Annotated in this window: 9 protein-coding genes; 6 read left to right on the top strand and 3 right to left on the bottom strand. The window is 66.1% G+C overall.

Going from position 1 to position 13015, the window contains the following annotated elements; genetic code table 11:
- Positions 1-31 precede the first annotated feature (31 nt).
- Positions 32-1096: an acyltransferase family protein gene (locus VL15_RS30705; protein WP_048250473.1), complete on the bottom strand. Its 1065-nt coding sequence runs from the start codon at positions 1094-1096 to the stop codon at positions 32-34.
- 469 nt (positions 1097-1565) lie between these two features.
- Here VL15_RS30705 and VL15_RS30700 point away from each other — a divergent pair, with 469 nt between their 5' ends.
- The 3 genes from VL15_RS30700 to VL15_RS30690 are packed head-to-tail and all read left to right on the top strand — an operon-like array spanning position 1566 to position 7730.
- On the top strand, positions 1566-3758 hold the full coding sequence (locus VL15_RS30700) for a hypothetical protein (RefSeq protein ID WP_048250471.1): 2193 nt from the start codon (positions 1566-1568) through the stop codon (positions 3756-3758).
- A gap of 43 nt (positions 3759-3801) precedes the next feature.
- Positions 3802-5268 (top strand): flippase, encoded by a 1467-nt coding sequence (locus VL15_RS30695; RefSeq protein WP_048250470.1) that lies wholly within the window; start codon positions 3802-3804, stop codon positions 5266-5268.
- Entirely contained in the window at positions 5265-7730 is a 2466-nt protein-coding gene (locus VL15_RS30690) for a glycosyltransferase family 4 protein (RefSeq protein WP_048250469.1), read from the top strand. The genes VL15_RS30695 and VL15_RS30690 overlap by 4 nt, the downstream gene beginning before the upstream one ends.
- 368 nt (positions 7731-8098) lie before the next feature.
- Here VL15_RS30690 and VL15_RS30685 read toward each other — a convergent pair whose 3' ends face one another.
- Entirely contained in the window at positions 8099-9274 is a 1176-nt protein-coding gene (locus VL15_RS30685) for an acyltransferase family protein (protein ID WP_048250468.1), read from the bottom strand.
- Positions 9275-9506: 232 nt separating this feature from the next.
- On the opposite strand from VL15_RS30685, the gene VL15_RS42885 reads away from it, so the two are divergent.
- Both VL15_RS42885 and galU read left to right on the top strand, forming a co-directional pair.
- On the top strand, positions 9507-9650 hold the full coding sequence (locus tag VL15_RS42885; RefSeq protein ID WP_196319642.1) for a hypothetical protein: 144 nt from the start codon (positions 9507-9509) through the stop codon (positions 9648-9650).
- A gap of 230 nt (positions 9651-9880) precedes the next feature.
- On the top strand, positions 9881-10768 hold the full coding sequence (gene galU / locus VL15_RS30680; protein ID WP_048250466.1) for a UTP--glucose-1-phosphate uridylyltransferase GalU: 888 nt from the start codon (positions 9881-9883) through the stop codon (positions 10766-10768).
- A 378-nt stretch (positions 10769-11146) separates the two neighbouring features.
- Here galU and VL15_RS30675 read toward each other — a convergent pair whose 3' ends face one another.
- On the bottom strand, positions 11147-12265 hold the full coding sequence (locus VL15_RS30675; protein ID WP_048250465.1) for an acyltransferase family protein: 1119 nt from the start codon (positions 12263-12265) through the stop codon (positions 11147-11149).
- Positions 12266-12526: 261 nt separating this feature from the next.
- Between VL15_RS30675 and VL15_RS30670 the strand changes: the two genes are divergently transcribed.
- Positions 12527-12976 carry an HU family DNA-binding protein gene (locus tag VL15_RS30670; protein ID WP_048250463.1) on the top strand — a complete coding sequence of 150 codons (450 nt, stop codon included), beginning with the start codon at positions 12527-12529 and terminating at the stop codon, positions 12974-12976.
- The last annotated feature ends 39 nt before the right edge of the window (positions 12977-13015 follow it).

Below are 13015 nucleotides of genomic sequence, written 5' to 3'. Positions count from 1 at the left end.
TGTCCTTGTCGAAAATGATAGATGGTGAAATTCAGGCGGTCGTGCTTGCGGCGGCCGGCAATGCGCGGCGTGCGGGGCCGCGCGTCAGGCGCCGTTCGAAGCCGTACCAGCTCAAGGTCGCGTAGGCGAGCGTGATCGCGAGCGCGAGCGCGGCCGTGACGAAGCGGTTCAGGTGCAGCGGCCACAGCGCGTACAGCACGCTCAGGTGGATCAGGTAGACGGTGTAGCTGATGGTGCCCACGTAGACGAGCATCGGGTTCGTCAGCACGCGTTGCACGATGCCGCGGCCGCGCAGCGCGATCACGACGATCGACGTACACAGCAGCAGCGAGATGCTGTAGAGCGCTGCATTCGACAGTGGCGTATTCGCGGCGCGAAAGCGCGGGAACGACAGGTGCAGCCAGCCGAGGATCGCGAGCGACACGAGCGCGCCGACGATCGCGAGCGGATAGAACGGCTCCAGCGCGCGCCGGTCGCGGCGCAGCACGATCGCGAGCAGCGCGCCGGCTGCGAGCAGGTCCATCCGGAACGGCGTCAGGTAGTAGATCGGCCAGAACGAATCGAACCACGGCGTCGCGATCGCGCGCAGCACCGGCGCGGCGACGATCAGCGCGGCGGCGACCCACAGCAGCGCGCGCTCCGAGCACCACAGCACGACGAACGGCCAGAAGATATAGAACTGCTCCTCGACCGCCAGCGACCACAGCACGTTCAGGCTGTCGTGGCCGATGCTGCCGAGCGACAGCCCGATGTTGGTCGAGAAGAACGCGAACCACGGCCAGTGCGGCAGCCAGCTCGCGCCGAACAGGATCGTCGAGACCACCAGCAGCAGCACGTACGGCGGCAGGATGCGACGCACCCGGCGCGCGTAGAAGTGGCTGAAGTACGACTGCCCGCGCGCCTTGCGCTCGAGCAGGATGCCGGTGATCAGCAGCCCGCTCAGCACGAAGAACAAGTCGACGCCCATCCATAGCGGCGCCTTCAGCGCGTGCTGCAGGAACACGGCGCCCACCGCGATCGCGCGCAGCCCGTCGAGCTGCACGATGCGGCCGTGTTGCGGCGAGGCGAGGTTGGCGGGTCGCGCAAGGCCGGTCATTGCGCGGTTCCTTCGCGACGTGCATCCGATGCGTGTACGTATTGCATGCCTTTAAATGGAATATTGATTCGAAATCGATTCTAGGGAAAAGAAATCGGTAAAAAAACGCGCGCCATTTATCTGACGGCAAACATTCAAATGCCGATTATTTCGGTCGTGAGATGAAAGGTTGGCGCCCGGACAGCCGCGACAGGCGGTGTGGGGCGGCATTTTCTACGGGGCAACGTGTGAAAGGCGGTCGTTATTGCCGTTTTTGTGCGCTATTTCCTGCCTGTTCCGGTTCGATATTTCAGGCTGAAACATCCCCAAATATTTCCAAATTTCTTGTGATTATTTTTGCTTGTAACCTGCATCGCGACGTTTGAAACCCATTTATTTAGCGACAGGGTGCGCCGGCAGTCCGTGGCGGCGCCGGTCGCTTTCGCATCAAGTCTGGAGAAGCGCATTGCGACGTCTGATTCTGGTTGGCATGACGGTAGGCGCGGCGCTGCTGGCGAGCGCCGCACCGGCCGAAACGGTGTTGCCCGCGACGACGTCGTGGATCGGCAACACGTTCGGCTATGGCGACGGCAGCTGGACGCAGATCGACATCCGCGCGATCGCGGTGACGCCTGAAGGCAAGGTGTATACGAATGCGCCGTGGGATGAGAGCGGGGCCGAGGCGAGCGTCTACCAGGACGGGAAGATGCTCGGCTTCGCCGGCGGCACGCACGGCTGGGGCAACCTCGGCGGCAACGCGATCGCCGTGAACAGCAAGTATGCGTACGTCGCGATCGGCGTCGGCAATGAGCGCGGCCACCTTCAGTCGCCCGGCATCTGGCCGGACAAGGGCAAGCAGTGGTTTGGCATTTCGCGGCGCGCGATCGGCGACCTGAAGCAGCCCGCGCCGTTTCGCGCGGCGCCGCAGCCGGCACCGGGCGGCCGGGCCGATACCGGCCGCGCGCGTATGGCCGCGAGCTTCATGATGGTCAACGAGGTGCCGGCCCCCGCGCGCTCGGAAGTCGGCGAACAGAAGGCGGAAGTGGGCGGCCTCGCGGCCGACGACAAGACGCTGTTCGCGACGAATCCGTCGCGCGACGCGGTGGATGTCTACGACGCCGAGACGATGCAGCAGAAGGGCACGTGGAGCGCGCACGAGCCGGGCCGCATCGCGCTGGCGGGCGACGGCACGCTGTGGCTGCTCACGGACACGATCAACGGCCCCGCGCACCTCGTGCACATGCGCGCGGATGGCCGCAAGGTCGACGACGCGCCCGCGCTGCCCGAAGGCACCGATGCGGTGGATGTGGCCGTCGATGCGAAAGGGCGCGTGCTCGTCGCGGACAACGGGCCGCGCCAGCAGATCCTGATCTTCTCGAAAGGCGGCAAGGGTTATGCGCAGTCCGGCACGCTCGGCGAGCGCGGCGGCATCTTCGCGGGCCCCGTGCCGGGGCGGCCGGGGCCGCAGCGCTTCAACGGGCTGACGGGCGTCGGCGTCGACCGCGCGGGCAACGTGTATGTGGCGATGAACGGTATCGGACCGCGCCACGACTCGATCGGCGCGGGGCTCGGCGCGGTGCTCGAAAGCTATACGCCGGACGGCAAGCCGCGCTGGCAGGTGCAGGGGTTGCTGTTCGTCGACGGCGCGTGGCTCGACCCCGCGCGGCCGAACAGCGTGTACACGGGCAACAAGCGCTTCGAGCTCGACCTGTCGAAGCCGCCGGGCCAGGACTGGAAATACGTCGGCTTCCTGTCGAACCGCTTCAAGTATCCGGACGACCCCGTGTTCCATACGGACCAGTGGCCGGGCATGCCGATCGCGCGCCGCGTCGACGGCCGCACGTTCCTGTACCTGACCGACATGTACGCCGATCACCTGAAGATCTACCGCTTCGACGCGAAGCGCGACGGCGAGGTCGCGATTCCGTCGGGCCTGATCGCGGGACGCGCGCGGCCGGTCGACAAGGTGCCGAACAAGCCGCCCGGCGGCGACTGGCTGTGGCGCGATGCGAAGGGCAACGGCCGCCTCGACGCCGACGAGTTCACGCTCAATACGACTGGCAAGGCGAAAGCGGGCGGCTGGGGCTGGTGGGTCGACACGAAGGGCGACATCTGGCGCACGAGCGACGTGCGCGGCATTCACCGGTTCCGGTACGGCGGCGTCGACAAGGCCGGCAACCCGATCTACTCGTACGACACGGTCACGACCTACCCGATGCCGCAGCCGTTCACGCAACTGCGCCGCTCGATCTACGACGCGCAGACGGACACGCTGTACGTGACCGGCTACACGGCCGACGCGCCGCCGCAACCGGGCATCAACAAGGAAGTCGGCCGCGTGCTGGTGCGCTTCGACAAGTGGTCGAGTGGTACGCCCGTCGTGCGCTACACGGTCGCGCTGCCGTGGCAGCTCGACGCGAAGCCGATCCTGGACCTGATCGGGATCACGGTCGAGGGCCGCTACATCTTCACCGTGGAGCCGGTCGGCAAGATCCACGTGTACGACAAGGACACCGGCAAGGAAGTGGGCGTGATGAGCGCGGGCACCGAGGTCGGCAAGGCATCCGGCTGGGTCGACGTGCCGTTCGGCATCAGTGCCTTCAAGCGCGAGAACGGCGAATACCTCGTGTTCGTCGAGGAAGACGCGCGCGGCAAGGTGCTGATGTATCGCTGGAAACCGTGACGGGCGGCGCGCCGTCGTCGTCCCCGTCACACAAGGCTCAAGCATGGACAAAGGCATACTCAAGAACGTTTCGATCAACTTCATCGGGCTGATCCTGCCGACCTTCGTGTCGCTGGTGACGGTGCCCGCGTATATCCACGCGCTCGGCGTCGAGCGTTATGGCGTCGTCAGCCTGGTGTGGACGCTGATCGGCTATTTCGGGATCCTCGATCTCGGGATGAGCATGGCCGCGCAGAACCATATCTCGAAGGCGCTCGCGAGCGGCAACGACGACGAAAGCGCACGCGTGTTCTGGAGCGCGTTCTGGCTGAACCTCGGCACCGGCATCGTGGGCGGGCTGCTGATCTATTTCGGCGCGTTCATCTACACCGCGTATTTCACGAAGGTGTCGGCCGCGATGCAGCACGAGGTGTATCTCGCGCTGCCGTGGCTCGCGCTCGCGATTCCGCTGGCGAACGTGTCGTGGGTGTTCGCCGGCGCGATCAACGGCGCCGAACGGTTCGGCGTGTTCAACACGAACCAGACGATCGGCACGTTCCTGTTCCAGCTGTTGCCGCTCGGCGCCGCGTGGTGGATCGCGCCGAACCTGCAGACGGTGCTTGCCGCGGCCGTCGTCGCGCGCCTGATCGCGGCGGTGATGCTGGGCCACGCGAGTATCAAGGTGCTCGGGATCCGGCGCATCGATCCGCCGCAGTGGGGCACCGCGAAAGGGCTGTTCAACTTCGGCGGCTGGATGCTGATCGCGAGCACGACCAGCATGATCGCGGACACGCTCGACCGCGTGATGCTCGGCGCCGGCATGGGCGCGAAGTTCGTCACCTATTACACGGTGCCGCAGAACCTCGTCACGCGGCTGAACATGCTGCCGAACGCGCTCGTGCGCACGCTGTTCCCGCGCCTGTCGGCGGTCGGCCGCGACCACGCGGACACGCTCGCGCGCCAGTCGCTCGAATTCCTGAACGGCGTGTTCACGCCGGTCGGCATCGTTGCAATTTTCGCGCTCGCGCCGTTCCTCACGCTGTGGGTCGGCGCCGATCTCGCCGCACATTCGGCGCCGGTCGGCCGCGTGCTGGTGATCAGCGTGTGGCTCGTCGGCCAGGCGAGCGTCACGCGGATCCTGATCCAGTCGCAGGTCAACCCGGCCCGCGCGGCGTTCGCCGGGCTCGTCGAAATGCCGTTCTTCGTCGGCGGCCTGTGGTTCGGCATTCATCACTTCGGGCTGATCGGCGCGGCGGTGGTCGTCGCGGTGCGCGCGTTCGTCGATTACGGCGTGCTGCTCTATCTGTCGGCGATCCGGATGCGCGCGATCGTGCTCGACATGCTGGCGCACCTGGCTTTCCTGCTCGCGAGCCTGTTTCTCGCACAGGCGTGGCCGGGGCTCGGCGAGTCGATCGGCCTGTGCGCGGTCGTGCTGGTACTGAACGTCGCGTGGTCGCTCACGATGACGCCGGGGTTGCGCGCGCTCGTGCGCGACCTGTTTGTCCGTCTCAATGCGAGGAAAACCGTATGAATCGCGATCTGGCGGAACACGCCGTATTGAATCTCGCCACCGCCGATGCGGCCGTGGCCGAAGCAGGCGACGCCGTCGCGCTGCGCCGGTCGGAGCCGGCTGGGCGGGCCGACGCGCGCCATCCGGCGCGCACGCTGCGTGTGGCGATCGTCCACGACTGGCTGGTCACCTACGCCGGCGCCGAGCGCGTGCTCGAGCAGATCGTCGCGTGCTTTCCCGACGCGGACCTGTTCAGCCTTGTCGATTTCCTCGACGACCGCGCGTTCGTGCGCGGCAAGCCGGTGACGACGTCGTTCATCCAGAAGCTGCCGTTCGCGCGCACCAAATACCGGAGCTACCTGCCGCTGATGCCGCTCGCGATCGAGCAACTCGACGTGTCGGATTACGATCTCGTGATCTCGAGCAGCCACGCGGTCGCGAAGGGCGTGCTGACGGGGCCGGACCAGGTGCACATCAGCTATGTGCATTCGCCGATCCGCTATGCGTGGGACCTGCAGCACCAGTACCTGGAGCAGTCGAACCTCACGCACGGGCCGAAATCGCTGCTCGCGCGGATGATCCTGCATTACATCCGCAACTGGGACACGCGCACCGCGAACGCGGTGGACGGTTTCGTCGCGAACTCCGCGTTCATCGCGCGGCGCATCCGCAAGGTCTACCACCGCGACGCGGCGGTGATCTTCCCGCCGGTCGACGTCGACGCGTTTTCGCTGAACGCGGAGAAAGAGGATTTCTACCTGACCGCGTCGCGGATGGTGCCGTACAAGAAGATCGACCTGATCGTCGATGCGTTCTCGCGCACGCCCGAGCGCAAGCTCGTCGTGATCGGCGACGGCCCCGAGATGCAGAAGATCCGCGCGAAGGCCGGCCCGAACGTCGAGATCATGGGCTACCAGCCGTTCGCGGTGCTGCACGACCGGATGCGGCGTGCGAAGGCGTTCGTGTTCGCGGCCGAGGAGGATTTCGGGATCTCGGTCGTCGAGGCGCAGGCCTGCGGCACGCCTGTGATCGCGTACGGCAAGGGCGGCGCGCTCGAAACCGTGCTCGACCCGCGATCGGCCCCGAACCCGACCGGGCTGTTCTTCGACGAACAGACGCCGCACGCGATCGTCGCGGCGGTCGACGACTTCGAGCGCGCGCCGCAGCGCTTCACGCCGAATGCGTGTCGCACGAACGCGGAGCGGTTTTCCGCCGATACGTTCCGGCGGCGCTTCCTCGATTATGTGGAGGAGGCTTTGCCCGGCTCGACCGCGCAGCGCGGCACGGCCGCCGCGCCGATGCCGGCCGCACGCGGCCCGGCGACGCTGGTGCTCGATCAGAGCGGCGTGCTTGGCGGTGCCGAGCTGTCGCTGCTCGAGATCATGAAGCACATGCGCGCGAACGCCGACGTGCTGCTGTTCGACGACGGTCCGTTCCGCGCGGCGCTCGATGAGATCGGCGCGCGCGTCGACGTGGTCGACCAGGGCGCGCTCGCGGGCGTGCGCAAGCAGGGCGGCGTGTCGGCCGGCGCATTGAAACAGCTCGTGCGGCTCGTGCGCGATGTCGCGCGTCGCGCGCGCCGCGCCGAGGTGATCTACGCGAATACGCAGCGCGCAATGGTGGTTGCCGCGCTCGCCGGGCGGCTCGCGCGCAAGCCGGTGGTGTGGCACCTGCGCGACATCGTCAGCACCGATCATTTCGGCAGCAAGCAGTTGCTGGCGATCAAATACTGCGCGCGGCTCGGCGTCACCCGCGTGATCGCGAACTCCGACGCGTCCGCGCAGGCGTTCCGCGCGCTGACGGGCTTTACGCCGCAGCACGTCGACGTCGTGTTCAACGGCATTTCGGCCGAGCCGTTCGACGCGCTGGAAGGCGTCAGCCAGGCCGCGCTGCGCGCGCGCCTCGGGTTGCCCAAGGATGCGTGGCTCGTCGGCTCGTTCAGCCGTCTCGCGCGCTGGAAGGGCCAGCACGTGCTGCTGGAGGCCGCCGCGCGGCATCCCGACATGCACGTGGTGCTGGTCGGCGCACCGCTGTTCGGCGAGGACGAATACGCGGCGCAATTGCACGAATACGTCGCGCGGCACGGGATGGACGAGCGCGTGCATTTCCTCGGGTTCCAGCGCGACGTGGCCGCATGCATGACGGCGGTCGACGTCGTCGCGCACACGTCGATCACGCCCGAGCCGTTCGGGCGCGTGATCGTCGAGGGGATGCTCGCGCGCCGGCCGGTTGTCGCGGCCCGCGCGGGCGGTGTCGTCGAGATCATCGAGGATGGTGACAACGGGCTGCTCTGCGAGCCGGGCGATGTGACCGCGCTGGCCGATGCGCTGGACACGCTGAAGCGTGACGGCGCGCTGCGCGAGCGGCTCGTCGCGAGCGGGCGCGCGACGGCGGTGCGCCGGTTCGGGACCGAGACTTACGTGCAGCGGGTCGAGAAGATTCTCGCGGATACGGCGAAGGCCGCGAAAGCGAAGAAGCAGTAACCGGCGCGAGCCGGCGGTAAACGGGCCCCCAGGCGGCGTAGAGCTGCGTGGGGGCTTCGCTTTTCGGCTCGGGTGCCGTGTCGGGCGAGTTGCGGGCGGGCTGCTGCCTGCCGTATCGGGCACGAGCCAGGCCGGTCGCCGTTCCGATCGGGATCGCGCGCCGCTGGAAATGCGCGAAGCGAATGCGGCACCGAGGCAAGCGCGTGATGAAAGCCGGTCAGGAGTGGCCCACGCGGGCCGTAGCGCGGCCGGACGGACGAGCGTCGTACATCCGGCTCAACTTGGCGTGCGACCGCGCTCTGGCCATGAAAAAGCCCCCGCGCAGCGAGACGCCGCGCGGGGGCTCCTCCGGAAGCGGACCGGCCGGATCAGGTAGCCCGTTCGGGCGTCGATGCGACCACGCGGGTGCTGCGTGCCGGCTTGAAGCTGGCCGACCACGTCATCGCGGGCCGTTCGAACAGCCGGTAGAACAGGTACGCGACCGGGATCGCGGCGGCCATGAACGCGAACGACGGCCAGATCGACAGTTGCAGCTCGGAGCGGAACAGCACCGAGCCGAGGCAGACGAACAGCGGCAGGTGGATCAGGTACAGCGAGTAGCTGAAGTCGCCGAACCAGCCGAGCACGCGCAGCGGCGGCGTCGGGCGCGGCGGACGAGCGAGCGCGCGGTACAGGAAGCACGCGAAACCGGCCGACCACAGCTGGAATGCGCCGTACTGGCCGAAATGAAACGCGCCGCAGCCGGCGGCCAGCAGCACGGCGGCCGCGCCGTACCACGCACGCGACGGCACGGTGGCCGCGCCGCGGGCCTGCTGCGCGCGCACGTCGGCGATCCACGCGCCGATCGTCCACGACAGCCAGTACGACGTGAAGAATTGCAGGTCGTGCCGTTCGAGCAGCCACGCCGACGCGACGTTGACGACGGCGACCGCGGCCACGACGGCCGGCATGCCGATGCGCCGGCGCAGCGCGAACAGCAGCGGGTAGATCGCGTAGAACTGCACTTCGAGCGACAGCGTCCACAGCGCGCCGTTCGACCCGTACGTGTAGCCGGCGACACCCTGCAGCGAGAACAGGTTCACGAGGAACGCCGTGACGCCGATGTCGCGGATCTTGTGGCTGACGGGCTCGATCTGCAGGCTGACGGCGTCGAGCGCGAGCGTGAACAGCAGCGCGGCGAGCAGCACCGGGTAGATGCGTGCGAACCGGCGCGCCCAGAAGTTCGGCGCGTCGAGCCGGTACGCGGGATCGGCCGCGAGCTTGAGCGCCGCGTTGCGGTGGATGCAGTAGCCGCTGATCACGAAGAAGATCGGTACGCCGGCGGAACCCCACGCGAACGGGAAGGTCAGGTAACCGGCGATCGCGCTCGGGTTGAGCGCATGGCCGTAAGCGTGATGGAAGCTCTGCATGCCGACCCAGACGACCTGGCGGCAGTGGAAATAGGCGACGAGCAGCGCCGCGAAGCCGCGCATCGCGTCGATCACGTGTTCCTTGCGATCGGCGACGGGCGGCGCGGTCAGAGACGATCCGCTGAAAGCTTGCATGCGATTCGATTCCTTGCGACGGATGGAGTGGAGCACGGACGAATGGGAAGTCTGGTCCAATCGTAATGCGCAAGAATTCGATCAATGAATAAAAAAATATCGCGCTGAAATAACGCTATTCCGCATGATGGTTTTATCCGGATCTGAAAGCGGTTCCACCGGTGCTTCAATTATTTACCGATTTTTTTCTGATAGTTTGAAGCTCCAGTTGATTGATGCAAGGAGCGGCAAGATGGACATGCATTGGATCGCGAGCGCGGCAGTACTGCTGGTCATGGTCGTGCTGTCGGCGTACCGCGAGGCGCTGAAGAACGAACCGATTCGCCCGGGCGTCGAACGGGGCGGCGTGCCCTATATCGAGGAATTCGAATCGTAAGAATTTGTATCCGGAAAATCGGTAATATGTTTCCGTTTCGGCACTCGGTCCGGCAAGATCGACCGGGTTGAAAGGATTATATTTTTTTCGGAATCATTGGGCAATCGGCCCATATCGAAAATGAGCGGAGTGGAATTGGCAGTGCCGTCGATTCTCGATATGCCGTTCGGAAAACCATCGCGCCGGGTCGCTGGTCGACGCGGCGCAGTCAACGCAATCAGGATGCGAACATGTTGAAAGTCACCAAGGCCGTGTTTCCCGTTGCCGGTCTCGGCACGCGGTTCCTCCCGGCTACGAAGGCGAGCCCGAAGGAAATGTTGCCCGTCGTCGACAAGCCGCTGATTCAGTACGCGGTCGAGGAAGCGATCAACGCCGGTATCACCGAAATGATCTTCGTCACCGGGCGCAGCAAGCGCGCGATCGAGGATCACTTCGACAAGTCGTACGAGATCGAGGCCGAACTCGAGGCGCGCGGCAAGGACAAGCTGCTCGAGCTCGTGCGCGGCATCAAGCCGAGCAACGTCAACTGTTTCTACGTGCGCCAGCCGGAAGCGCTCGGCCTGGGCCACGCGGTGCTGTGCGCGGAGAAGCTCGTGCACGGCGAGCCGTTCGCGGTGATCCTCGCCGACGACCTGCTGCACGGCGAGCAGCCGGTGCTCAAGCAGCTCGTCGACGTGTTCGACCACTATCACAGCTCGGTGATCGGGGTCGAGACGATCGCGCGCGAGGACAGCCGCTCGTATGGCGTGGTCGAAGGCCGCGAATGGGAGGAGGACATCATCAAGCTGTCGGGCATCATCGAGAAGCCCGCGCCGGAAGATGCGCCGTCGAACCTCGGCGTGGTCGGCCGCTACGTTTTCATGCCGACGATCTTTGATCATCTGCGCCGGCTCAAGCCGGGCGCGGGCGGCGAACTGCAGCTCACCGACGCGGTCCAGTCGCTGCTCGCGAACGAGCAGGTGCTCGCGTATCGCTACTTCGGCACGCGTTTCGACTGCGGCAGCAAGATCGGCTACCTCAAGGCGACTGTCGAGCTTGCGCTCCAGCACCCGGAAGTGAGCCGCGAATTCGAGGCGTACCTGCGTACCTGTTTGCCCGCGCTGGCTGCTGTCGCTTAAGCAGCTGCGCGCTCCGTTGTTTCAGGTGGTGGTTGTTCCGTTGGCCCCGGCCGCTCGCGCGCCGGGGCTTTTTTGCTTTTGCCGATGCGCGATCGTGGTGCGTGCAGCGGGCGTGTCGTGTTCGAGTGACGAGTGGTGAGTAGTGCCGTTTGCAGAGCGGGGCGCTCGGTCGCGGTCTGGTGCGACGTCTGAAACCGGTGCCGAAGCGCTCGCCCGGACGGCCGGATCGGCGGTTCCGTTGCGCGATGCGCATTGATGCGTGTGCTGGTGTCGGTCCTGCCGGAGTGGGTTAACGACGCCGAGCCATCGTGCGTCAGTTTCCGGACGTGACCGGTATCGCGTTTTCCCCGTTCCTTTGTGTCGCCATCCGCGTGGCGCTCAACGCGCCGACGTGCCCGGCCGCGCGACGAAGTGCCGGGCCAGCATCGCGGCGATCGGTTTCTTGAAGTCGAGCAGCCGCTTTTCGAGATAACGCCACGACAGGTGTGCGAGCAGCACGGCGAGCGCGAATTGCAGCATCTCGGGCAGCGCTTCCCGGACGAATTCCGGAATCGGCACGTGCGCGAAGCGCGCGGGCAACATGCCGAAACGCGCGGGAATCAGATTGTGGAACAGGTAGAAGCCGTAGCTGATCGTGCCGAGATAGACGAGCGGCGCCCAGTCGAGCAGCGACACGACGGGATGCTCGGGTTCGCTGACGATCCACAGCATCAGCGCGCCGAGCGATGCCGACAGGCCGAGATCCGCGAGCCCCGCGACCGCGTCGGGCAACGCCGTGCACGCGGGCAGCACGAGAAAGAACACGACGCCTGCCGCGCCGAGCCAGCCGGGCGGAATGCGGCGCAGGGTGGCCGGGCCCTGATCGGCGAGCGCCATCGCGCCGACGCCGCCGAGTGCGATCAGCGCGAAATTCCACGGAGAAAACGCGTAGATCAGCACCGGCGACGCGTCGGACAGATAGAGCGCGAGATGCGCGACCGCGCACAGCGCGATGGCCGCGATGCCGAGCGCGACGTGTCGCGCGGCGGGTACCGCGAGCAGCGCGAGCGGCGCGATCAGATAGAACTGCTGTTCAACCGCGAGGCTCCAGAAGTGCGACGTGGAGCCCGGCCAGCCGTCCTTGACGACGCCGATCCAGTAATTCGACAGGAACGCCGCGTGCCACGCGAGCCCGAGATTGACGCCGCGCTGGTAGAAGAGTGCGTGCGCGATCGCGAGCGCGGCGAGCAGCAGGTAGTACACGGGGAAGATCCGCAGCGCGCGTTTCGCGAGGAACAGCGCCAGCGCGTGGCGGCGCGTCATCGTGCCGCACTCGAGCGCCTGGCGGTTGCGATGCAGCTCGCCGACGATCAGGAATCCGCTGATGAGGAAAAACGTCCACACGCCAAGCTTGCCGACGTCGACGGCAAGGACGTGGCCCTTGTGGGACAGGAAAACGAGGATGACGGCGATGGCTCGCAGGCCGTCGAGTCCTTTGACGTATCTGGCTTCACGCATGGAGGCATCCGGGCATTGAGCGAGCCCAGTATAGGTGCGCAAATATCGAACGTAATTCGCGTTTGGACGCATACGTAACGAGGTTTTTCGACGTTCGAGCATCGACGGAGTCGGTCGCGTGCAACAAAAACTGCGGGAAACCCCGCGAAAACGCATAAAAGTACTGCACGAAGCGTCAAGGCGCTTGTAGAATCCGGCGTTGAAGCGCGCGCATTGCACGCTTCGTGTATCCAACGAACGACCACACCTGGTAGGAGAAACATGGCGACTTCCGCAAAAAAGGTGGCCAAGAAGGCTGCCGCCGCACCGGCCAAGAAAGTGGCTGCTAAGAAAGTAGCGCCCGCGAAGAAAGTAGTGGCCAAGAAGGCCGCCGTCGCGAAGGCGCCCGCTGCTCCGACGCCGCTGAAGGACAAGTTCACGAAGGCATCGCTCGCAACGCACATCGCTGAGCGCGCAGCCGTGGAAGTGAAGGCGGTCAAGGCAGTGCTCACCGCACTCGAGAACGTCGTGCTGGGCTCGGTCCACAAGAAGGGCGCAGGCGAGTTCACGCTGCCGGGTCTGCTGAAGATCACGGCACAAGTCGTGCCGGCGAAGAAGAAGCGCTTCGGCAAGGATCCGTTCACGGGCGAAGAGCGTTGGTTCCCGGCGAAGCCGGCCAGCGTGCGCGTGAAGGCACGTGCGCTGAAGAAGCTGAAGGACGCGGCGGCGTAATGCCGCGCAACGGCTGCCGATGCATGTCGGCAGCCGTTG

The sequence above is a fragment of the Burkholderia cepacia genome (assembly GCF_001039005.1).
Taxonomy (GTDB): domain Bacteria; phylum Pseudomonadota; class Gammaproteobacteria; order Burkholderiales; family Burkholderiaceae; genus Burkholderia; species Burkholderia theae.
The sequence above is the reverse complement of the archived record's forward strand: the minus strand, read 5'-3'. Positions and strand labels throughout refer to the sequence as shown.